This window comes from Pararobbsia alpina (genome assembly GCF_965118125.1).
GTDB classification, from domain to species: domain Bacteria; phylum Pseudomonadota; class Gammaproteobacteria; order Burkholderiales; family Burkholderiaceae; genus Pararobbsia; species Pararobbsia alpina_A.
Window position 1 is genome coordinate 2,231,431 of the sequence record NZ_OZ221287.1, and the last position, 20,985, is coordinate 2,252,415.

The following is a 20,985-nucleotide window of genomic DNA, read 5'->3' on the forward strand; positions in this document are numbered from 1 at the left end:
GATACGTCCCGGCTGCATCGCTCCAGCATCTCCCGCACGGTATGCAGCTCGCCTGCGGGCTTGTGCTTGCGCTCTCTGGCCTGGGCTTCCTGCTACGCTCCCCAGGCGTTCGCCTCGCGCTTTGTGTCAAGAATCTTGCTGATCCACTTGCCGTCCACGAATACCTGAACTCAGTATCGGTCTTTGTATTTGGTGATTGAGGCCATTTACTCCCCGCAATAAAAAAGGGGGCCGAAGCCTCCCGTTATTCAGCCCTCAGCAGGGCGTCTACTTGCTCTGTTGGTATCAGGCCGAGCTTATTAAGCTTTAGTCGGCCAGACTCTACGAAGCGTCGCACGGTGTGCCTGTGGACTTCGAGCATTTCCGCAGCCTGGATCTGCGTGACGTGCTTAGGTCGCGGATGACGCATCGCGTACAGCTCGATAGCCTTGCTAGCTACGGCGAGTAGCTGCATGTCGGTGACTCCTGGCTGACTCATTTCCTCCTAGGTTAAGGGCCGCGCACGTCAGGATGACCCACGGCGTAATTAACAAACCGGTCGTGAGGCTCCGTTTTGAATTCCTAAAAGCTCGCATCTCGCTTGTTCGAGGAGGGGGTGTTCAAGGAATTGGTAGGAACGATTCAGCGGGCGCGTTGGTTTCGGTTACGATTACGCCGGATCTAGCGATCGGACTTTCAGACCGGGCCGAGTCATAAACTTCAATCGAGAAACCATCTTGGCAATGACCGTAGATAATCCTGCTGCACGTTTGCACCAGATTCTGAAAGAAGCCTTGGCGCACAACCCGGGAGAAGTATGTAGGGACGTGTGGACGAGTGTCCTCAGAGTTGAACCGGGCGACCATCCGCTGCTCACGAGGCGGCTCGCGGAAGTGATGGGGCTTCCACGTGAAATCGCCGTGGGTATGACCGAACACTACCCAGACGAAACCGCGATGTTGTCGCACTGGCGCGGACAAGTAGATAGCGCGTTCGTGAAGCTCCATCTGGCCGCTCAATGGAATTCCTTTTCGTCGCTCATAGACGCACATGCGATGAATTATCTGAGCAACACCGCAAAAATGCTGCAAATGGTCGTCGCATATAAACCTGCGGACAGGCCCAAGCTAGAGGAGATTCGCGAGTCGATTCATGCGCTGCTTAGCGACGTTCGAAATTCGGACCTGGATGACGCGCTGAAGCTCACTGTGACGAGGTATTTAGCAAATCTCGCAAATTCGATCGATGAGTATTTCATTACGGGAGTGATGCCGGTTCTCGATGCGGTCAATGCGGCATGCGGACGAGTTTTAACAGACCACGATTACCGGGAGTTACTAAAGGGTCAAACGACCATCGGAGAAAAGATTGTCGAGATTCTGGAAAATACGGCGGTCGTTACAACGGTAGCAGCAAATCTCCATGAGCTTGCGCCTTTGCTCGAATCGGGCTGGAAATTACTCGGCGGCGCATAACACTGGGCCAGTAACCAACCACAGCCGAACACCGAAACAGCAAAATACAAGTTATGTCATATTCCTGGACGTGCCCCTATTGCAATCACGTTGCGACGATCACGGATGAGAATTTTAGCCACGGCATGCACGTGTTCAATAAGAATAATAGAATAGGCCCGCTTGGTTTGACAACGTTCGTTACGATATGCCCGAATGATAAGTGCAAAGAATTTACTCTTCAGGCGACGCTGAGAACGGTCGAAATGAATGGTAGGTGGGAGGCCGTGGGTGCAAATATCGAATCTTGGTCTATGAGGCCTCAATCGAGCGCTAAACCATTTCCCGATTACGTTCCTAAGCCGATCATTCAGGACTATGAGGAAGCATGTGCTATAGCAAGCCTTAGCCCGAAAGCGTCCGCCACTCTGTCGCGCCGCTGTCTGCAAGGTGTTATCCGAGATTTTTGGGGAATTCAAAAATCGAGATTAGTCGACGAAATCGAGGCGCTGAAGGAAAAGATTGATCCGACGACATGGCAGGCTATCGATTCAGTTAGGAAAATCGGAAATATCGGCGCGCACATGGAGAGAGACATTAATTTAATCGTTGATGTCGATCAAAACGAAGCTGAATTGCTCATTAAGCTCATAGAGGTGCTGATTCAAGAATGGTATGTCCATCGCTATGAACGACAACAGCACATGGAGAAAGTGATCGCAGCGGCGACTGGTAAGGCCCAGACCAAAGCTCAAGGCTAAACGAATTGCGCGCACTCAAGATGCAGGCTGTACTCGCTTGATCGCGTCGCCGCACGCAGGTCGCCCTGATGTTGCAATGTGCGTTGTACGTAATCGTTGAGGTCGTGATGCACTCGGTCTCCCTATGAACAGCAGGTACTGTGCGCCGCGACAATGGCTGTACCCTGATTGAGCAATCCTCGCATTAAGATGGCGTTGGGAAGTTCGGATTGATCCGACGGTTGCGCCCCAGCGGACGTAGCACTCTAGTTGCTAGTTTCGGTCGTCGCAGGCAAGGTAGCGGGACAAAATTACAGAGCTAAAAACGTAAGGTCAGAAAAAATGAATTTCAACAAACCACTAAAAATTTTCCTTGGGTTATTTGGAACGATTATTGTCGGTGCCATAAGCAGTGGGGTTTGGGAGAGAATTCTTTCTCCATTTCTTAGTTTTTCCGCTGCAAAAATAACGGGATTCTTATCATTCATTTCTCAGTCTTACTCGGATTCAATTTATTTAACAGCCGCGAACCTATATGCGGCCCCATCAGGCGGCATGGTCATAAATTTTATAATGGGGCTATCGTCGGGATTTTTGCTCTGGGTCTCCCTGCGTGCGCAGCGAAATAGTATTGTGACCGACGGATTTTTCGAGGCGATGCAGCGGTTTTTTTCTAGCTGGCTTTCGGTCTGTTATTGGGGTATTTTGTTTGTTTTTTGCATATTCATGGCGGCACGCGGAACAACCATTGCTGATATTCGAATTTACTCCGAAAAACATATGGAAATGATACGTCCTTATATCGGCGAGCCTGCCTATCTAAAACTCCGATCCGATTATATGAGAATAAAAACAGAAAATGATTTTGATTTATTTCTCACAGAATTAGATGGCTACTATAAGAAAAGCGGTATACTACTTGATTTGGCTCCTTGATTCTTGGAGGGAGGTGATTCGGCTGACATGCGACGCTATATTAAATGTGCCCCTCAAATGTCACCCCCACTTAATGCTTGAAGGCGCCCCATTCGCAAGATCAATCCTTGTAGGGGCTCTCGGCTTCGTCACGTCATGTTCACGTGTCGCGCGCTGCAGTTCGTTGTACAGTCGATTCAGCTGTGATGGCTTTTGATATTCGCGATTTATTTCGTCACGGTTACGTCTTTTGACTTGGTCTGCACTTTGGACTGCTCCGTGGTCAGCCACTCTAAACGCGCCCAGACCGATATTCCTGAGGCGCAAAACCGCGATTAAAGGCGCATCAACGCCCGCAACTCGAATACAGAAATCATTTTCTGGTCTGCCCATTGCGGTACGCTCCCTAGGCCGATATTGAAACGAAACTCCGTCGATTTCGATGTGATTGGCAAAGAACCGGGTGGTTATCGTAGTTGGTTTCGCAGCCACTGCGCGCAGATTTTCTTTCACAATATCTCGAATGCTTATGCCGGTGGATAAGGTCGTAGTGTCGTAACCACGATCCTAGAGAATGCTAGCTACCCGGCTCGCTTGGTCCGTGGACAGTCGTTTCGACAAACGCGATGCATCGAATTTCGCCAGACCATTGTCCTTGCCAGAAGCTCCGCGATGGCTTGCCAGTTTCCCTGGGCCAAAGCAGGGTTGGCGCAAAGTAACTCGGTAAGCACTGTAGCCCAATGCTTGGACCCGTCCTCAACGAATACACTGGTCTTCACGGTTACGCTCGATCCAGCCGTCGCCCTGCGGCGAGGCTGCCGCGCTTCACAATCCCTTATCTCGAATCACAAGTCCAGCACGATCCGCGCCGTTGCATTTTCGTCCGGTTGCGCAGGCATCGCGCAGCAAATCAGCGCTTCATTGTCGCCGACCTTGAAGTCCGTCGGCGCCGGATAACCGACGTGGCCTTCGACGATGCGCGTGCGGCACGTTCCGCATGAGCCGCCGCGGCAACCATATTCCGGCTGAAGTCCCTGAGCCTCGGCGAACTCGAGCAACGTGCCCTTGTCGGGCGTCCATTCAGCGTCTTTACCTGCCTTCGCAAAATGCACCGTGACGGGCTGCGTGGCAACCGGCAGGCTCGGAGCCTGGTCAGGCGCCGTGTCGGTTTTGCGCACCAGGCCCGATGGGCCGAATGCTTCAGCGTGGATTCTCGCGTCCGCGATATTGAGCGCGCGCAGCCCGTCGTACACCGATTGCATGAATGCGCCCGGGCCGCACAGATAGAAATCGTAGTCGTCGAACGGCAACGTCGCACGCAGCGCTGCGATATCGATGCGACCTTCGAGGTCGTAGTCCTGCCCCAGCAGCGCATCGCGTGTGTCGGACAGCAACCGGATCACATGAACCTTGCCTTGTGCGCGTGCAGCGGTTTCCGCGACTTCTCGCGCAAAGGCACGCTCTGTCTTGAGCCGAGCTGAATGGAAAAACCATGTCGGACGGATTTTGCGTTTGCGCAGTCCCTCATAGACGATGTGCCGCAGCATCGACAGCATCGGCGTGATGCCTACACCCGCCGCGAGCAGTACGGCCGGGCGTGACTCCAACGCATCGATCGTGAATTGGCCAGCGGGCGCGCGCGCTTCAATCAGGTCGCCGACATGAACCGCGTCGTGCAGATACGTCGACACCGCGCCCTCACGCTTGACGCTGATCCGGTATGCGTCGTCGGAAGGTGCCGTCGACAGCGTATAGGTCCGGATCACGGGCTTCGCCTCTCCCGGAAGCGTCACGCGAATCGGCAGGTGCTGACCGGCTTCATGAACGGTCAGCCCGGCACCATCGGTGGGCTCGAGATGGAACGACCGGATCACCGTGCTTTCGTCGACGATGCGCGCGACGCGAAACGGCCGCCATTCGTTCGCTTTTGCAGCGGCGTGCAGGCGCGCCTCCACCGTCTTCCAGTCGCCGGTCATCAACGCATTGGGTGACCAGCCGTTCTCGCGGAAGGCCCAGTGCATGGGCAAGGCGCGCGGTCGATACAGCACGCGGGTCGGCTTGAATCGCCAGATCCGTTCCGCGCCCTGAAACGCAGCGATTTCCGGCGAGTCGAGGATGACTTCCGGTACGCCGGTCATCTGGACAAGGGCGCCCGTTTCGAAATCGGGGAACACCAGGCCTGCGCGCGGATTGACTCGGAAATTACCCAGCGTGTTGAAAAAGAGATTGCCCGCAAAGTCGGGAATTGTGAGCACGCCGTCGTCGCCGACGCGAACGAAACCCGACCGGCCGCCGCGGTGCGAGACATCGACTTTGCGTGTCCCGTCTGCATCGTCGAAGTACGACGCGACAAAGAACGTGTCGGCCTGGCGGACCAGTGCTTCTGCTGCGCCGTTGAGCGTGTCGGATTCAATGACCGGATCGGACGGGGCGACGGACGGCTCGCGATCCAGCGTGAAATCGCGCAGCTGGATGTACTGCGGGCAGTTGCCATAGCTCTCGCGCACGCCGACGCTGAAGCCATATGCATTGAGCCGTTTGACGACGCCGTTGAGCCGATTGCGGCGTCGCGTGGGAAGTTCGATGCCGAGCAAGGCGATCGATGCGCCGTCCGCGATACCCGTGCGCACCGGATCGCCCGGATACGGCAGCGCGGCAATGTCGAGTTCGAGTTCGTTGGGCGAGTGCATGAAGCCCGGGCGATCCGCGACCAGGGTTGCCCACACGGTATCGTCGGGCGCGACGGCGCCCATCACGATAAACGGAAGCTGCGGAAAGAACTCGCGATGCTGGTCGAGCAGGAAGCGACGCACGTTGCGGCGCCCGACGGGCTCCATGCGCTCGACGATGCCCGCGTGCGTCTGCATTTCGAGCTCGCCCGGATGCCATGGGGAGGCGGGGCGTTGTTCGCTTTGGGTGCCCGGTGGGTCGATCACGCTGCTCATTTCGCGCTCCTGAAACCTCAGTGACCGCTTGCCGTCATCGGTGCCGGCAAGCGGGCGGCGCCTAAGCGCAGGCCGGCACCGGCGATTTGACGAACTCGACGTGGCCCGGCAAGGCTTCCACCCGGCGCAGCCACGCATTCACATTCGCGTATGACGACAGATCGACATGCCCTTCATTGGCGCGTGCGATATAGCTGTACAGCGCCACGTCAGCGATCGTCGGATGGTCGCCGACGAGCCAGTTTTGACCGCCAAGCTCAGCTTCGATCACACCCAGCACGCGGCGCGCGCGTTCGCCGACTTCGACGGGATTGCGCGGGTCTTTGAACAACGTGATCATCCGCGCGGCGGCGGGGCCGAACGCGATTTCTCCCGACGCGACCGACAGCCATCGCTGCACGCGCGCCGCGCCTTCCGGCGTGTCGGGCAGCCAGTCCGTGCGGCCATATTTCTTCGCAAGATAAACAAGGATAGAGGTCGAATCGGCGATCGTCAGTGCGCCGTCCACGAGCACCGGGACCTGCCCGAACGGATTGAGCTTCAGAAATTCAGCCGACTTGTGCTCGCCGGCGGCGAGGTTAACGTCGACGATTTCATGATCGACCCCCAGCAGCGACAGCATCAGTCGGGCGCGATGGCAGTGGCCGGAAAGCGGGGTGGAGTAAAGCTTCATTGTCGTTGTCCTTGTGCGGGCGCGGTTCGTGAATCGAATCCGTCTACCTGCAGTTTAAGAACATAAGGATCGACAATGAATAGGCGTCTGGATCAAATCATTATTCTTGATTCGAGAATAATGGGGCACAGCGTCCCGACGCCCTGTGTTCACTCGGATCCACGCGGCTACAGGAGGTCGGCGATGGCCTGACCCGCTTGTGCCGTAGAGGCCGATCCACCGAGATCGCGGGTATGCGGACCCGTACGCAGGTAGGCCGTGATCGCGGAGAGGATGGCTTCGTGCGCGTCGTGTTCAGGACCTTCACCGTTCCCGAGGAAATCGAGCATCATCGCGGCCGACCAGATCATGGCGACCGGATTGGCGATGCCCTGACCGGCGATATCGGGCGCCGAGCCGTGGACCGGCTCGAACAGCGACGGAAAACGCCGCTCCGGATTCAGATTGCCTGACGGGGCGATGCCGATCGTGCCCGTACACGCCGGCCCGAGGTCGGACAGGATGTCGCCGAACAGGTTGGACGCGACGACGACATCAAATCGCTGCGGCTGAAGCACGAAGCGCGCGCACAGGATGTCGATGTGCTGCTTGTCCCACTGGATCGACGGGTACTGCTCGGCCACCTCGGCCGCACGCTTGTCCCACCACGGCATGCTGATCGCGATGCCGTTGCTCTTGGTGGCCACCGTCACATGCTTGCGCGGGCGGCGTTGCGCAAGGTCGAAGGCGAACTTGAGCACGCGCGTCGTGCCGTGGCGCGTGAAGATCGATTCCTGAACAACGAACTCGCGGTCGGTCCCTTCGAACATCACGCCACCCACCGACGAATATTCGCCTTCGGTGTTTTCGCGCACGATCATGAAATCGATGTCGCGTGCGTTGTGCGGCGCGAGCGGCGAACGCACGCCTTCGAACGTGCGGGCGGGTCGCAGGTTGATGTACTGATCAAACTCGCGCCGGAATTTGAGCAACGAGCCCCATAGCGAAATATGGTCCGGCACCTTGTCCGGCCAGCCGACGGCACCGAACAGGATGGCGTCACAGCCTTCGAGCTGGGCTTTCCAGTCGTCGGGCATCATCTGCCCCGTCTTTTCGTAGTAGGCACAGTGCGCCCAATCCATGTGGCGGTATTCGAGGTCGAGGCCGAACCGGGCGCTCACGCGCTCGAGCACGCGAAGGCCTTCGGGCATGACTTCCTGCCCGATGCCGTCACCGGGGATCACTGCGATCGTATGGCGTTTGCGAGTCATCGTGGAAATGGGAAAAGGGAGGGCGCTGTCCCTGCGCATTCTAGGGTGGAACGCGGCCTGCGGTCTTCGGAGGCGGCGCGGCACGCGGCGTGCTCTACCCTCACTGAGCGCGTGGCGTACCGCGATCGTGGTCAATAATGCGCGCCGCCTGCACATATTTAGAGCCGCTGCTCGGCCTGGCGCACATCGAAAAGTCGCGCAATGTGCGTAAAATACGCGGCCCGGTTTCAACCTTGCTGTTTTGGGGCCTCCACGCTTACCGGGATGCGTGCGGGGGCGAAGCGGGTCCGGCGCCGTGCATGCGGCGCCCGGCAGAAGAAGGATACGAAGATGGATGCGCGGGTCAGGCGAGTGCTGGACGAAGCACTTTCGAAAATTCAGGGCACGGATGTGTCCCCGGCCGCTTTCGCGGGCAACTACGCGTTTTGCCTCGGCATTCTGATGGGTGGCTGCGCATGCGGCGGCGTATCGGAGGACGAGGCGAATGAAGAGCGCGCCAATCTGATTGCGCTCGCCGCGCTCTACGAAGTTCGGCAGAAGATCAAGCTGAGTCTGCCGAGCTGACCCGGATCGTTCGACCCTGGATCTTCAGTTTCAGATTGTTCCTTGACTTGATCCCGCGGGTTCGCCGACCATCGACCGCCTGACGCCGAAGGCGGGACAAGGAGCACTCTCTTGATTCGATGGGCAATGGTGGGCGCGGGGAATATCGCACGACGCTTCGTGACGGGCCTCGAACATGTCGATGGCGCGGAGTTGACGCATGTGTGGTCACGGCGCGCCGAGGCGACGCAGGCGTTTGCGGAACAACACGGCTTGTCGGCGTGTGGAAGTTTCGAAGCGCTGCTCGACGCGGATATCGATGCCGTTTATATCGCGACAGCGCATCCTTCACACGCTGAATACAGCATCGCCGCGATGCGCAAGGGCAAAGCGGTGTTGTGCGAAAAGCCTGCGGCGATTTCGCTGCCCGAACTCGAATCGATGCTGGCAGTCGCACGCGAGCAGCGCGTGCTGTTCATGGAGGCCATGAAGCCTCCGTTCTATCCCCTCTATCGTCGTTTGCGCGAACACCTCGCCGAGGATCCGATCGGCACGCCCAACTTCGTGCGCGCGGGCTGTGGCGTGTCCAACTACGGACCGGGCCTGCCGGAGTTCGACCTTGAACGCGTCGGCGGAAGCTTGCTCGACATTGGCATCTACGAATCGTTTCTGGCAATCGACTGGCTGGGCGCACCGCGCGACGTGCAGGCGTTCGGGCGGCTGGGTGGTGGAGTCGACGTCTTTGCGAGCGTCAACAGTGTTCATGAGCACGGTGTTGCGCAGTGGTACTGCGGCCTCGATTTGCACGGCCGCGGCGATGCATTGATCTGCGCGCCGCACGGCAATGTGACGATCGACGGTCCGTGGTGGAATCCGAGCACCGCGACGGTCTCGTACAAGGATGGCCGGACGGTCAGACTTGAGGCGCCGTTCGTCGGAGGCGGGTTGAACTATGAGACCGCGCACTTCTGCGAACTGCTCGCGCAGGGCCAGATCGAAAGCCCGGTGATTTCACATGACATGTCGCGCCACATGATCGACGTGGTCGACCGGAGCCGCGCGGCGCTCGGACTTTAATTGCGTGAGGTTGGGGCGTCGCGGTGCTGTACCGGTAGCCAGTCTCTGACGTAGGGCGAGCGCAGGGGCGGGTCGCGGTTCTGCTGACGAAACCTTTTGCTGCCACGCGGCCCGCTACGTCGTCGCGCTAAGTCGTCGTCCTAAGTCGTCGATTTGGATCGCGTCGGTGACGCAGGATCGTCAGTCAGTGCCCGTGGCCGCCACCGCCCGAACCGCCGGACCAGTGTCCGCCACCGCCTCCCCAGTGGCCGCCGCCGCCGGAATGGCCCCAATGACCGCCGCCGCCCCAGTGCCCGCCACGCCAGTAGCGGCCGCCGTACCAGTTCGCGTAGCAACACCGGCCGCCGCCGCCGTACCAGCCCCATGGCCCGCCGTAGTACGCACCATACACGGCGTATCCGCTGCCGTAGTAATAGTCATAGGGATAAGGGTAGGTCGGCGCGGGAACATAGGCGTCGCCGTACGGATAGGCAACGCAACCGCCGAGAACCAGCGCGGCCGCGCTGGTTGCAACGAGGGCCGCGAGACGGCGCGGGCGCCCGGACAGTGCATTCATGATCGTTTTGCACGCGTCGATGCGTAACCACCGATGACGCCGCGAACATCGCAGTGCGAGATCACGCGGTGCCACGAAAGCGTGCACATGCTGGTTTCAGATCTCAATTGGACACCTAAATCCGCGGGTCATCTCGGAAAACGTGTAACGGGATTTTTCCGGCTTCGTTAAATGAGGGTGTCGATCATCAGCTTTTTCTTGTGCTCGTGCAGACCCCTCACAAATCGGGTCGTACTCCGTCGTAAAATCGCGGGCTACACGTCGCTCTCTTTTACGGTCTCTCCATGCAAAGCGTCTTATTCGTATGTCTTGGCAATATCTGCCGTTCCCCGACGGCCGAAGCCATCATGCTGCACAAGGTCGAACAGGCCGGCCTGAGCGACCGCGTGGTCGTCGATTCGGCAGGCACGGGCAGCTGGCATATCGGCGAGGCGCCGGACGACCGTGCGCAGAGTTTCGGTGCGCGGCGCGGTTATGACCTCGAACCCTTGAGGGCACGCCAGATCGATATCGCCGATTTTGAGCGGTTCGACCATATCCTCGCCATGGATCGCGCCAATTTGCGAGAGCTGTTGCGTCTGTGTCCGCCTCCGTTACAAAACAAGGTTCAACTGCTCATGGATTTCGCGCCGGGGCAGCAGGGCGCCGAGATCGCGGATCCGTATTTCGGTGGCGCGGACGGCTTTGAGCGCGTGCTCGACGAATGCGAACTCGCTTGCGACGGACTTCTCGATGCGCTTAAGGCGAATCAGTAGGCCAAAAAAATGCCAAGGCGATCGTTGACTGTCCGGCGGGAGAGCGGTCGAACAGTCACTGGGCCGTCGCCGGATCGTTGCCAAACCGGCGAATCAAGTCGCCGGTGAATCCGTGAATCACTGACTCGTTCAGCGAGTGGCGTCGGCCGATCTGATTCACCAGCATGATTCACCTGAAGCAGGACGAAAAAAATTCTGTGTTCGCGTGATCGCCTCAAACCAGACTGAAATTGTCGGGAATTGCTGAGCGAAGAGTGTGAATTCGATCTGAATGACCTGATTTTCGACGCAATGCGACTCAAATATCGCGCTGGCGGCGCATGACGTGTCCTGCAGGCGGCGCCGCGCAGGCGGACAATACCGCTGCGCAAATACCACCGGGTTCACATCTGCCACGTCAGAAATGGCGTGATCAAGTAGACCTTACCGCCGATAAGGTTGACTAAAAGCCTAGGGTATTTATACTTGAGGAAAATTGTCGAGAATACGGGTCGTCCACCATCATGAGACTCACCACGAAAGGCCGTTTTGCCGTCACCGCCATGATTGATCTTGCCCTGCGTCAGGAGAATGGTCCTGTCACGCTCGCCGGGATCAGCCAGCGCCAGCGGATTTCGCTCTCGTACCTCGAGCAGCTGTTTGGCAAGCTGCGCCGGCACGAGATTGTCGAAAGCGTGCGCGGACCGGGCGGTGGCTACAACCTCGCGCGTCGCGCCGAGGAAGTCACTGTCGCCGACATCATCATTGCGGTCGACGAGCCGATCGATGCCACGCAATGCGGCGGCAAGGGCACATGCGACGGAACCAAGGACCTGCACGGTCATTGCATGACGCATGAGCTGTGGTCGACGCTCAATCAGAAGATGGTCGAGTATCTCGACTCCGTGTCGCTGAAGGATCTCGTCGATCAGCAGCGCGCACGCGAAGGACAGGCGACGGTGTTGCGCGACCGGCGTGTTTCGGGCGGTTCGCCTGAAGCCGTGACCGCGACGACGCCTCACGCCGTGCCGCTTGGACCCAATTCGGTGTTCAACATGGCGCGCTCCTGAGCCTTCGACAACCACCCCACACAATCGACGATAGATCGAACGCAGATTCGGAGTATTTGATGAACAAAGAGCTTCCCCATTTGCCCATTTACATGGACTACAGCGCAACGACGCCCGTCGATCCGCGCGTGGTCGACAAGATGATTCCGTATCTGCGCGAGCAGTTCGGCAATCCGGCGTCGCGTAGCCATAGCTACGGCTGGGATGCGGAACGTGCTGTCGAAGAAGCGCGCGAAAACGTCGCTGCGCTCGTCAACGCCGATCCGCGCGAAATCATCTGGACGTCGGGTGCGACCGAGTCGAACAACCTTGCGATCAAGGGTGCGGCGCACTTCTACAAGGGCAAGGGCAAGCACATCATCACCGTCAAGACCGAGCACAAGGCCGTGCTCGATACGACACGCGAACTCGAACGCGAAGGCTTCGAAGTCACGTACCTCGATGTGAAGGATGACGGCCTGATCGACCTGGCGGCATTCGAAGCTGCGATTCGTCCTGACACGATTCTGGTGTCGGTGATGTTCGTGAACAACGAAATCGGTGTCGTTCAGGATATCGAGAAGATCGGCGAAATCACGCGCTCGAAGGGCATCGTGTTCCACGTGGACGCGGCGCAGGCCACGGGCAAGGTCGTGATCGATCTTGAGAAACTGAAAGTCGATCTCATGTCGTTCTCGGCACACAAGACATATGGTCCGAAGGGCATCGGTGCGTTGTTCGTGCGCCGCAAGCCGCGCGTGCGGATCGAAGCGCAGATGCATGGCGGCGGTCACGAACGCGGTATGCGTTCGGGCACGCTCGCAACGCACCAGATCGTCGGCATGGGCGAAGCATTCCGTATCGCGCGTGAAGAGATGGCCACGGAAAACGAGCGGGTCCGCATGTTGCGTGATCGCTTGCTGGCCGGCCTGCGTGAGATCGAAGAAACGTACGTCAACGGCGACATGGAACGCCGTGTGCCGCACAACCTGAACATCAGCTTCAATTTCGTCGAAGGCGAATCGTTGATCATGGCCGTGAAGGACGTGGCCGTGTCGTCGGGTTCGGCTTGTACGTCGGCATCGCTCGAGCCGTCGTACGTCCTGCGCGCCCTGGGCCGCAACGACGAACTCGCGCACAGCTCGATCCGCTTCACGGTGGGCCGTTTCACGACGGAGCAGGACGTCGAGTACGTGATCAATCTGATGAAGAGCAAGATCCAGAAGCTGCGCGATTTGTCGCCGCTCTGGGAAATGTACAAGGATGGGGTCGATATCAATTCGATCCAATGGGCAGCGCACTAAGCGACACGCCTCGAACGATCCAATAACGATATCCCCCAATTCAGGAGCATCAAAATGGCATATAGCGACAAGGTTCTCGACCACTACGAAAACCCGCGCAACGTCGGTTCGTTCGCGAAGGACGACGACGCAGTCGGCACCGGCATGGTCGGCGCACCGGCATGCGGCGACGTCATGAAGCTGCAGATTCGTGTCGGCGCGGATGGCCTGATCGAAGACGCGAAGTTCAAGACTTACGGCTGCGGCTCGGCGATCGCCTCGAGCTCGCTCGTGACCGAATGGGTCAAGGGCAAGTCGCTCGACGAAGCACTCGCGATCAAGAACACGCAGATCGCCGAAGAACTCGCGCTGCCGCCGGTCAAGATTCACTGCTCGATCCTCGCAGAAGACGCCATCAAGGCGGCCGTCGCCGACTACAAGCAACGTCATCAGACGGAAGTCAAGGCGGACGCGGCTTAAGCGAGCTCAGGCAAGCAAGCTCAGGCGAGGCCCGGTGTGTCGAGGTCTCGCCCAAACAAACACGTGATGCGAAGGTACGGCGCAAGACGAGTACCGCAAGACGAATACGTCGGCAGGACACGTTAGCCAGGTACATCAGCAAAGCACGGTAGCAGGTTTGACTATGTCGATTACATTGACCGAAAAAGCAGCAAAGCACGTTCAGAAGTTCCTCGACCGGCGCGGCAAGGGCATCGGTTTGCGGCTCGGCGTGCGTACGACCGGATGCTCGGGGCTGGCCTATAAGCTCGAGTATGTCGACGAGCTCGAAAACCAGGACCAGGTGTTCGAGAGCTTTGGTGTCAAGGTGATCGTCGATCCGAAGAGCCTGGCCTATATCGACGGCACAGAACTCGACTTTGCGCGTGAAGGCCTCAATGAAGGCTTCCGGTTCAACAACCCGAACGTCAAGGACGAGTGCGGTTGCGGTGAGTCGTTCCGCGTCTGATCGAGCGACGCGGGCGCCAGCGAAGGCGGCTGCTGCCGCCTTTTTGTTTGGGCGCTCGAAAAGCGCTACGTGCGCGCTTTGAAGGGATCACGGATTAACGAAGCACATCATGGCCGCTGACCATTTCGAACTGTTCCAACTACCCAAACGCTTTGCCGTCGACGCACGCGCACTCGATGAGGCCTATCGCGCCGTGCAGGCACAGGTCCATCCGGATCGTTTCGCTGCCGCGGGCGAAGCCCAGAAGCGCGTGGCCATGCAATGGGCCAGCCAGGCGAACGATGCGTATCAGACGCTGCGTCAGCCGCTCAAGCGCGCGATCTACCTGCTGCATTTGCGCGGCGTTGACGTTCAGGCCGAAGACAACACCGCGATGGAGCCTGCGTTCCTGATGCAGCAAATGGAGTGGCGTGAGCGCATCGAAGACGCGGCAGGTTCGCGTAACGTCGACGAGCTCGAATCGCTGGGCCGCGAGTTGCGTGACGATGCCCGTGTGCGGTTCGACAAGCTGGCTGCCTTGCTCGACAGCCATGCGGATCAGGGCGCTGCGCAGGCCGTGCGGCAATTGATGTTTATCGAGCGCGTTTCAGAAGAAGTCGGCACGCAAATCGAGCGTCTCGATCACTAGACCGAACACTATGGCTTTATTGCAAATCTCAGAACCGGGCATGGCGCCCGCGCCCCATCAGCGGCGCCTGGCAGTCGGTATCGATCTCGGCACGACCAACTCGCTCGTAGCCTCGGTTCGCAACAGCATTCCTGAAGCGCTTCCCGACGAAGACGGCGCGTTGCTTCTGCCGTCGGTGGTGCGATATCTGCCCAAGGGCGGCCGGCGTATCGGCGCGACGGCGAAGGCCGACGCAGCATCGGACCCGAAGAACACGATCGTGTCGGTCAAGCGGTTCATGGGACGTGGCAAGGCGGAAGTCGAAGGGGCCGCGAATGCGCCGTATGACTTTATCGACGCGCCCGGCATGGTCCAGATCTCGACGATCGATGGCGTGAAGAGCCCGGTCGAAGTGTCGGCCGAGATTCTCGCGACGTTGCGCCAGCGCGCCGAAGATACGCTGGGCGACGATCTGGTCGGTGCGGTCATCACGGTGCCCGCCTATTTCGACGACGCGCAACGCCAGGCGACCAAGGATGCCGCCAAGCTTGCCGGTCTGAATGTCTTGCGCCTGCTCAACGAGCCGACGGCGGCGGCGATCGCTTACGGGCTCGATAGCGGCGCGGAAGGCGTCTATATCGTCTACGACCTTGGCGGCGGCACGTTCGACGTGTCGATCCTGCGTCTGACGCGCGGCGTGTTCGAAGTGCTGGCGACCGGCGGCGATTCTGCGCTGGGCGGTGACGATTTCGACCAGGCGCTGTATACGCATGTGCTGGCGGCGACCGGTGCGTGCGGTCTCACGCCGGAAGATGTGCGCCTGATGCTCGACCACGTGCGCGTGCTCAAGGAAGCGCTGTCGGATACGGATTCAGCGTCGCTCGACGTGACCCTTGCAAGCGGCGAACGCGTGCAATGCACGGTCACGGAGACGGAGTTCGCCGAGCTGACCGACAGGCTCGTGCAGCGCACGCTGACGCAAACGCGCAAGGCGTTGCGCGATGCGAAGCTGGCCGCGGACGAAGTCGAAGGCGTTGTGCTTGTCGGCGGTGCGACGCGGATGCGTCATGTTCGTCGTGCGGTCGAGTCGTTCTTCGGCAAGGCTCCGCACCTCGATATCGACCCCGATCAGGTGGTTGCGCTCGGCGCAGCGATTCAAGCCGACTTGCTCGCCGGCAATCGACGCGGCGAGGGCGACGACTGGCTGCTTCTCGACGTGATTCCGCTTTCGCTTGGCGTTGAAACCATGGGCGGTCTCGTCGAGAAGATCATCCCGCGCAACTCGACGATTCCCGTTGCGCGTGCGCAGGAGTTCACGACGTTCAAGGATGGCCAGACGGCGATGGCGATCCACATTCTGCAGGGCGAACGGGAACTCGCGAGCGATTGCCGTTCGCTTGCCCGTTTCGAGCTTCGTGGAATTCCGCCGATGGTCGCGGGCGCCGCGCGCATTCGCGTGACATATCAGGTCGATGCGGACGGTTTGCTGTCGGTGTCAGCACGCGAAATGCACTCGGGTGTCGAAGCATCGATCGAAGTCAAACCGTCGTACGGCCTTGCCGACGATGAAGTGGCGAAGATGCTCGAAGCCGGTTTTGCATCGGCGACGGTCGATATGCAGGCGCGCGCATTGCGCGAGGAGCAGGTCGAAGCCGATCGCATGATCGAAGCGACGGCCGCTGCGCTCGCCGAAGATGGCGAACTGCTCGATGAGACCGAGCGTGCCGCCATCGATACAATCGTCGCGCAACTCCAGCAGACGCGTGCCAATTCGACGGTGGCAGATGAAGTGCGCCGCGGTGTCGAAGCGCTGGCGCAAGCGACCGATGAATTCGCGGCACGGCGGATGGACAAGGGCATCCGCCGCGCACTGACCGGACGCAAGCTTAGCGAACTGTGATCCACCGGGGCGCGGTGTTCGCGGCCCCTGCCTGAAACTGATTGACTCGACTATGCCCCAACTCGTAGTGTTACCCCATGGCGAACTGTGCCCGGACGGTGCGGTGATCGATGCACCCGCTGGCAAGAGCGTCTGCGATGTGTTGCTTGAAAACGGAATCGAGATCGAACACGCTTGCGAGAAGTCCTGCGCGTGCACGACCTGTCATGTGATCGTGCGCGAAGGCTTCGCGAACCTGGCCGACGCGACCGATGACGAAGAGGATCTGCTCGACAAGGCGTGGGGTCTCGAACCGACTTCACGTTTGTCGTGTCAGGCGCTCATGCCGGCCCAAGGCGAATACGTGGTCGAGATTCCGAAATACACGATCAATCACGCGAAAGAAAACCATTGAGGAGCGAGCAATGAAATGGACTGATGTGCAGGAGATCGCGATGGCCCTGACCGACGCGCATCCCGATATCGATCCGCAATACGTGCGGTTCACCGATCTGCATCGCTGGATTACCGAACTGCCCGAATTCAACGACGCGCCCGACCGTTCGAGCGAGAAGATTCTCGAGGCCATCCAGGCTGCCTGGATCGAGGACTCGGATTATTGAGGTGTGCGGGGTCGCGACACGCTGGACAGCGCTCAACCCCTTGCAGCAAGTACGACAGAGCGTGTTCAACAACGCCGATGCAGCAAACCGGGCTGAGCAAAGCTCATTCGGCAACGTCCGTTGAGCAAGCAGCTTGAGCAAAGCAGGTTGAGCAAAGATAAGGGCGATATGCGTCATGCGCGTATCGCCCTTTTTTCATGCCGGCAGCCGTGCGGCCGGCACGTCTCTCGCGTCCGCGGGGCTGCGTCAGCCGGCGACCAGCGAACCGTTCTCGATGCGAACACGATCTCCTGACCGGAACGGCGGCTCCTGCTGATACGTGAAGTAGTGCGTGCGACCGTCTTCCGTTCTGACGTTGACGCGATAGTTGGTCGAGCTGCGGACTTTCTTCTCGACCTCATTGCCCCCGAGCGCGCCGCCTACGACGCCGAGCACGGTCATCGCCGTGCGGCCGCTGCCGTTGCCGAACTGGTTGCCGACCAGACCGCCGGCTACCGCGCCACCGACTGCACCGATGCCGGTGCCATGACCTTCGACCTTGACCGCTTCGATCGACGTGACCGTGCCGCATGTCGAGCAATAGCTCGGAGCAGGTTGGCGGGATGGGCTACGTTGCTGAACCGGTGCCTGCTGCGCCTGGTTGTACTGTTGTGCCGCCGCGGGCGGTTGCGGCACCTGCGCTGCCTGGGGTTGCGGCGCCGGGGCGGGCTGCGCCGGCTGCTGTTGTGCCTGAGCCGGTGCCGGTGCAGGCGCCGGTTGGGGTTCCGCTGGCTGTGCGGGCTGCGGCTGCGGCGCGTTGGCTGTCGCGTCCGCCGGCGCGGGCGCGGCTGAGTCGCCGTGCTGAGGCGCGGGACCGCTATTGGCATCGGCAACCTGCTCGGTCGGCGCGGCGCCGGCGTTGGACGGCTTGCTCGACGCACCGGGCAGGACGCCGGTGATGGCTGCGACCGCAACCAGACTCGCGACGATGACAGCGACGGCGGCGGTCGCCATCAACGGATGAAGACGCGCACGCGGCGCGGACGATGATTTCGGTGGTTCGATGGGTGAGTTCATGATGGTCGGCCCTTTCCGGGCGGTTTCACGCAGCTTTCGATCTGCTCAACGTTATTTTGACAAGCACGTGAAGGCAAAACCTTGTCTTTTTGTAACGCGATGTAGTGAGAGAGGTTAGTCAGACAATAACGCCGAACATAAAGTGCCGCAGTACGAAGGCGCAGTACGAAGGCGCGGGACGGAAAGCAGGGAGCAGGGAGCACGAAGCAGAGGGAGGCGCCTCGGTCACCGCCTGGGGTAATGGGACTACGGGCGACGAGACTGGGGAGAAAAATACGACTTCGGGAGGGGTAGCAAACGGTTGCGCGATTAGGCAACCCAAGACTTGCAGGGATGCGGCGCACAGCCGCTGGGCGGCGTCGCCGCCCGTCGATCAGGCAGCCTGGTTCTGGACGGGGGGATCGATTGCGTCGAGGCGATCGCTGAGATTGCCGCGAACCTTGCGAAGCAAACGCATCAGCTGCGTCACTTCGTCTTCCGTCAGACCTGCGAGCGCTTCGTCGCGCACGCCGTCGCCGACGTGATGCGCGGCGTCGAGCGTCGCATACGCCTTCGCGGTCAGACGTAATTGGTGAGCTCGGCGGTCGGTCGGGTGATCGGTGCGTTCGATCCAGCCACCTTCAGCCATCCGGTCGAGCAAGCGTGCGATCGCGATCGGCGTCACATCGAGCAGATCGGCGAGCGTGGCCTGATTGATCCCGTCGTTATTCGCGAGATAGGAGAGGACCCGGCACTGAGCGCAGGTCAGGCTAAGCACGTGCTTGGCGCGTTGGTCGAACAGCTTACCGACGAGTCGACCGACGTCCGTCACGAGAAAGCCGAAGCGTTGTTCGTGTAGTTTCATGCAATCCATTATATGGATGTGCCGCACTGCGACATCTAGCGGAAACCCTGAAAGTCACTCGTAATTGCCAAAATGTGCTTATTGTGCCTACACACTACTAAGGTCTTGATGCACAAATAAAAATGCCGCGATTTCACTCGCGGCATTTCGTCAATATTTCGTTGTGTTAGCAATTAATTATTGCTTGCTTTATCAATATGTTCTTTATGCGAACGTTTAATCGCATAAATCTCAACCGCATAAACCTTTCTTCTTAATCTTCCTTTCGCAGATGCGGGAAGAGGATCACGTCGCGAATGCTTGCGCTGTCGGTCAGGAGCATGACCAGACGATCGATGCCGATACCGCAGCCGCCCGTCGGGGGCATACCGTATTCGAGCGCGCGGATATAGTCGGCGTCGAAGTACATCGCTTCCTCGTCGCCTGCATCCTTTTGTTCGACCTGCTTCTTGAAGCGTGCGGCCTGGTCTTCCGGATCGTTGAGCTCGGAGAAGCCGTTCGCGATTTCGCGGCCCGTAATGAACAGTTCGAAGCGTTCGGTGATGCCGGGTTGCGTGTCGGAGGCGCGCGCGAGCGGCGATACCTCGATCGGATAGTCGATGATGAACGTCGGCTCCCACAGTTGCGACTCGGCCGTCTCTTCGAACAGGGCGAGCTGGAGCGAACCCACACCGGCATTCAGGAAGGCCGCGTCATTCGTATTGACGCCGAACTTCTTGAGCTCGGTCTTCAGGAATGCCACGTCGGCGAGCTGTGCGTCCGTGTAGTCCGGCGCGTACTTCTGGATCGCTTCGCAGATCGTCAGACGATGGAACGGCTTGGCCAGATCGAGCTCGCGACCCTGGTACGTGATCGTCGCGCTGCCCAGCGCATCGCTGGCCGCCTGGCGAATCAGGCTTTCGGTGAAGTCCATCAGCCACCGGTAGTCGGTGTAGGCCGCGTAGAACTCCATCATCGTGAACTCGGGGTTGTGTCGCGGCGACACGCCTTCGTTACGGAAATTGCGATTGATTTCGAAGACGCGTTCGAAGCCGCCGACCACCAGCCGCTTCAGATACAGCTCCGGCGCGATGCGCAGGAACATCTGCATATCGAGTGCGTTGTGATGCGTGGTGAACGGCTTGGCTGCCGCGCCGCCCGGAATCGGGTGCAGCATCGGCGTTTCGACTTCGAGGAAGCTCGCATCCGCCATAAAGCGGCGGATCGACGAGATGGCCTTGGTCCGCGCGATGAACGTATCGCGGGCTTCGGGCGTCACGATCAGGTCGACATACCGCTGGCGATAGCGCGTTTCCTGATCCGACAGGCCATGGAACTTGTCGGGCAGCGGACGCAGCGACTTCGACAGCAGACGCAGCTCGGTGCAGCGCACCGACAGCTCGCCCTTGTTCGTCCGGAACAGCACGCCGCGCGCGGCGACGATGTCGCCGAGGTCCCACTTCTTGAACGCGTCGTAAGCCGCTTCACCCACGTCCGCCGGCGTGATGAAGAACTGGATCTGGCCCGAACCGTCCTTGACCGTCGCGAAGCTCGCCTTGCCCATCACGCGCTTGAGCATCATGCGTCCCGCCAGCGCGACTTCGAGCGGCGATGCCTCGAGGGCTTCCTTGTCGGTGTCGGCGTAGGTCGTTTGCAGATTTGCCGCGTGATGCGTCGGCCGGAAGTCGTTGGGGAACGCGACGCCGCGCTCGCGGATCGCCTGAAGTTTCTCGCGACGCTCCGCAATGATCTGATTGTCGTCGCGCTGCACTTCGGCGGCCGGGGTGGTGTTCTGGTCGGTCATGGTCACGGTGTCGCGTCGCGAAGACGCA

Annotated in this window: 21 protein-coding genes; 14 read left to right on the forward strand and 7 right to left on the reverse strand. The window is 59.6% G+C overall.

Going from position 1 to position 20,985, the window contains the following annotated elements; all coding sequences use genetic code 11:
• The first annotated feature begins 716 nt into the window (after positions 1-716).
• The 3 genes from ACMFWR_RS09740 to ACMFWR_RS09750 all read left to right on the forward strand — a co-directional run bounded on the left by ACMFWR_RS09740 (position 717) and on the right by ACMFWR_RS09750 (position 3,109).
• Entirely contained in the window at positions 717-1,454 is a 738-nt protein-coding gene (locus ACMFWR_RS09740) for a hypothetical protein (RefSeq protein ID WP_413191474.1), read from the forward strand.
• A 266-nt stretch (positions 1,455-1,720) separates the two neighbouring features.
• Positions 1,721-2,194, forward strand: a complete 474-nt coding sequence (locus ACMFWR_RS09745; RefSeq protein ID WP_413191475.1) for a DUF4145 domain-containing protein — start codon at positions 1,721-1,723, stop codon at positions 2,192-2,194.
• 321 nt (positions 2,195-2,515) lie between these two features.
• Entirely contained in the window at positions 2,516-3,109 is a 594-nt protein-coding gene (locus ACMFWR_RS09750; protein WP_413191476.1) for a hypothetical protein, read from the forward strand.
• An 824-nt stretch (positions 3,110-3,933) separates the two neighbouring features.
• Here ACMFWR_RS09750 and ACMFWR_RS09755 read toward each other — a convergent pair.
• The 3 genes from ACMFWR_RS09755 to ACMFWR_RS09765 all read right to left on the reverse strand — a co-directional run bounded on the left by ACMFWR_RS09755 (position 3,934) and on the right by ACMFWR_RS09765 (position 7,956).
• A complete protein-coding gene (locus tag ACMFWR_RS09755; protein ID WP_413191477.1) occupies positions 3,934-6,033 on the reverse strand; it encodes a pyridoxamine 5'-phosphate oxidase family protein in 2,100 nt (699 codons plus the stop codon).
• Positions 6,034-6,094: 61 nt separating this feature from the next.
• A complete protein-coding gene (locus ACMFWR_RS09760; RefSeq protein ID WP_413191478.1) occupies positions 6,095-6,706 on the reverse strand; it encodes a glutathione S-transferase family protein in 612 nt (203 codons plus the stop codon).
• 167 nt (positions 6,707-6,873) lie between these two features.
• On the reverse strand, positions 6,874-7,956 hold the full coding sequence (locus tag ACMFWR_RS09765; RefSeq protein WP_413191479.1) for a tartrate dehydrogenase: 1,083 nt from the start codon (positions 7,954-7,956) through the stop codon (positions 6,874-6,876).
• 330 nt (positions 7,957-8,286) lie between these two features.
• Here ACMFWR_RS09765 and ACMFWR_RS09770 point away from each other — a divergent pair, with 330 nt between their 5' ends.
• Complete coding sequence (locus ACMFWR_RS09770; protein WP_413191480.1) at positions 8,287-8,520, forward strand: hypothetical protein; 234 nt, start codon at positions 8,287-8,289, stop codon at positions 8,518-8,520.
• A 126-nt stretch (positions 8,521-8,646) separates the two neighbouring features.
• Positions 8,647-9,576 (forward strand): Gfo/Idh/MocA family protein, encoded by a 930-nt coding sequence (locus tag ACMFWR_RS09775; protein ID WP_413194844.1) that lies wholly within the window; start codon positions 8,647-8,649, stop codon positions 9,574-9,576.
• Between the two features lie 184 nt (positions 9,577-9,760).
• Here ACMFWR_RS09775 and ACMFWR_RS09780 read toward each other — a convergent pair whose 3' ends face one another.
• Positions 9,761-10,132 carry a hypothetical protein gene (locus ACMFWR_RS09780; protein ID WP_413191481.1) on the reverse strand — a complete coding sequence of 124 codons (372 nt, stop codon included), beginning with the start codon at positions 10,130-10,132 and terminating at the stop codon, positions 9,761-9,763.
• Positions 10,133-10,416: 284 nt separating this feature from the next.
• On the opposite strand from ACMFWR_RS09780, the gene ACMFWR_RS09785 reads away from it, so the two are divergent.
• The 9 genes from ACMFWR_RS09785 to iscX all read left to right on the forward strand — a co-directional run bounded on the left by ACMFWR_RS09785 (position 10,417) and on the right by iscX (position 17,274).
• Positions 10,417-10,887: a low molecular weight protein-tyrosine-phosphatase gene (locus tag ACMFWR_RS09785; RefSeq protein ID WP_413191482.1), complete on the forward strand. Its 471-nt coding sequence runs from the start codon at positions 10,417-10,419 to the stop codon at positions 10,885-10,887.
• Between the two features lie 503 nt (positions 10,888-11,390).
• Positions 11,391-11,936: a Fe-S cluster assembly transcriptional regulator IscR gene (gene iscR, locus ACMFWR_RS09790; protein WP_413191483.1), complete on the forward strand. Its 546-nt coding sequence runs from the start codon at positions 11,391-11,393 to the stop codon at positions 11,934-11,936.
• Between the two features lie 59 nt (positions 11,937-11,995).
• Entirely contained in the window at positions 11,996-13,219 is a 1,224-nt protein-coding gene (locus ACMFWR_RS09795) for an IscS subfamily cysteine desulfurase (protein WP_413191484.1), read from the forward strand.
• Positions 13,220-13,273: 54 nt separating this feature from the next.
• Entirely contained in the window at positions 13,274-13,678 is a 405-nt protein-coding gene (gene iscU / locus ACMFWR_RS09800) for a Fe-S cluster assembly scaffold IscU (RefSeq protein WP_413191485.1), read from the forward strand.
• A 163-nt stretch (positions 13,679-13,841) separates the two neighbouring features.
• Complete coding sequence (iscA, locus tag ACMFWR_RS09805) at positions 13,842-14,165, forward strand: iron-sulfur cluster assembly protein IscA (RefSeq protein ID WP_413191486.1); 324 nt, start codon at positions 13,842-13,844, stop codon at positions 14,163-14,165.
• 109 nt (positions 14,166-14,274) lie between these two features.
• Entirely contained in the window at positions 14,275-14,793 is a 519-nt protein-coding gene (gene hscB / locus ACMFWR_RS09810; protein WP_413191487.1) for a Fe-S protein assembly co-chaperone HscB, read from the forward strand.
• A gap of 10 nt (positions 14,794-14,803) precedes the next feature.
• A complete protein-coding gene (gene hscA / locus ACMFWR_RS09815) occupies positions 14,804-16,672 on the forward strand; it encodes a Fe-S protein assembly chaperone HscA (RefSeq protein ID WP_413191488.1) in 1,869 nt (622 codons plus the stop codon).
• Between the two features lie 52 nt (positions 16,673-16,724).
• A complete protein-coding gene (gene fdx, locus ACMFWR_RS09820; protein WP_413191489.1) occupies positions 16,725-17,066 on the forward strand; it encodes an ISC system 2Fe-2S type ferredoxin in 342 nt (113 codons plus the stop codon).
• Positions 17,067-17,076: 10 nt separating this feature from the next.
• A complete protein-coding gene (gene iscX / locus ACMFWR_RS09825; RefSeq protein ID WP_413191490.1) occupies positions 17,077-17,274 on the forward strand; it encodes a Fe-S cluster assembly protein IscX in 198 nt (65 codons plus the stop codon).
• A gap of 246 nt (positions 17,275-17,520) precedes the next feature.
• On the opposite strand, the gene ACMFWR_RS09830 is transcribed toward iscX, so the two are convergent.
• The 3 genes from ACMFWR_RS09830 to lysS all read right to left on the reverse strand — a co-directional run bounded on the left by ACMFWR_RS09830 (position 17,521) and on the right by lysS (position 20,957).
• The gene (locus tag ACMFWR_RS09830; RefSeq protein ID WP_413191491.1) at positions 17,521-18,330 is read right to left on the reverse strand and encodes a glycine zipper 2TM domain-containing protein; all 810 of its coding nucleotides are present in this window, start codon (positions 18,328-18,330) and stop codon (positions 17,521-17,523) included.
• Between the two features lie 373 nt (positions 18,331-18,703).
• Entirely contained in the window at positions 18,704-19,174 is a 471-nt protein-coding gene (locus tag ACMFWR_RS09835) for a MarR family winged helix-turn-helix transcriptional regulator (protein ID WP_413191492.1), read from the reverse strand.
• A gap of 253 nt (positions 19,175-19,427) precedes the next feature.
• Complete coding sequence (gene lysS / locus ACMFWR_RS09840; RefSeq protein WP_413191493.1) at positions 19,428-20,957, reverse strand: lysine--tRNA ligase; 1,530 nt, start codon at positions 20,955-20,957, stop codon at positions 19,428-19,430.
• Positions 20,958-20,985: the final 28 nt, after the last annotated feature.

Bases quoted from the DNA above. Each gene is read 5' to 3' on its own strand.
- ACMFWR_RS09750 (WP_413191476.1), top strand. From the start codon at position 2,516: ATGAATTTCAACAAACCACTAAAAATTTTCCTTGGGTTATTTGGAACG.
- ACMFWR_RS09755 (WP_413191477.1), bottom strand. From the start codon at position 6,033: ATGAGCAGCGTGATCGACCCACCGGGCACCCAAAGCGAACAACGCCCC.
- ACMFWR_RS09760 (WP_413191478.1), bottom strand. From the start codon at position 6,706: ATGAAGCTTTACTCCACCCCGCTTTCCGGCCACTGCCATCGCGCCCGA.
- ACMFWR_RS09765 (WP_413191479.1), bottom strand. From the start codon at position 7,956: ATGACTCGCAAACGCCATACGATCGCAGTGATCCCCGGTGACGGCATC.
- ACMFWR_RS09770 (WP_413191480.1), top strand. From the start codon at position 8,287: ATGGATGCGCGGGTCAGGCGAGTGCTGGACGAAGCACTTTCGAAAATT.
- ACMFWR_RS09775 (WP_413194844.1), top strand. From the start codon at position 8,647: ATGGTGGGCGCGGGGAATATCGCACGACGCTTCGTGACGGGCCTCGAA.
- ACMFWR_RS09780 (WP_413191481.1), bottom strand. From the start codon at position 10,132: ATGAATGCACTGTCCGGGCGCCCGCGCCGTCTCGCGGCCCTCGTTGCA.
- ACMFWR_RS09785 (WP_413191482.1), top strand. From the start codon at position 10,417: ATGCAAAGCGTCTTATTCGTATGTCTTGGCAATATCTGCCGTTCCCCG.
- iscR (WP_413191483.1), top strand. From the start codon at position 11,391: ATGAGACTCACCACGAAAGGCCGTTTTGCCGTCACCGCCATGATTGAT.
- ACMFWR_RS09795 (WP_413191484.1), top strand. From the start codon at position 11,996: ATGAACAAAGAGCTTCCCCATTTGCCCATTTACATGGACTACAGCGCA.
- iscU (WP_413191485.1), top strand. From the start codon at position 13,274: ATGGCATATAGCGACAAGGTTCTCGACCACTACGAAAACCCGCGCAAC.
- iscA (WP_413191486.1), top strand. From the start codon at position 13,842: ATGTCGATTACATTGACCGAAAAAGCAGCAAAGCACGTTCAGAAGTTC.
- hscB (WP_413191487.1), top strand. From the start codon at position 14,275: ATGGCCGCTGACCATTTCGAACTGTTCCAACTACCCAAACGCTTTGCC.
- hscA (WP_413191488.1), top strand. From the start codon at position 14,804: ATGGCTTTATTGCAAATCTCAGAACCGGGCATGGCGCCCGCGCCCCAT.
- fdx (WP_413191489.1), top strand. From the start codon at position 16,725: ATGCCCCAACTCGTAGTGTTACCCCATGGCGAACTGTGCCCGGACGGT.
- iscX (WP_413191490.1), top strand. From the start codon at position 17,077: ATGAAATGGACTGATGTGCAGGAGATCGCGATGGCCCTGACCGACGCG.
- ACMFWR_RS09830 (WP_413191491.1), bottom strand. From the start codon at position 18,330: ATGAACTCACCCATCGAACCACCGAAATCATCGTCCGCGCCGCGTGCG.
- ACMFWR_RS09835 (WP_413191492.1), bottom strand. From the start codon at position 19,174: ATGAAACTACACGAACAACGCTTCGGCTTTCTCGTGACGGACGTCGGT.
- lysS (WP_413191493.1), bottom strand. From the start codon at position 20,957: ATGACCGACCAGAACACCACCCCGGCCGCCGAAGTGCAGCGCGACGAC.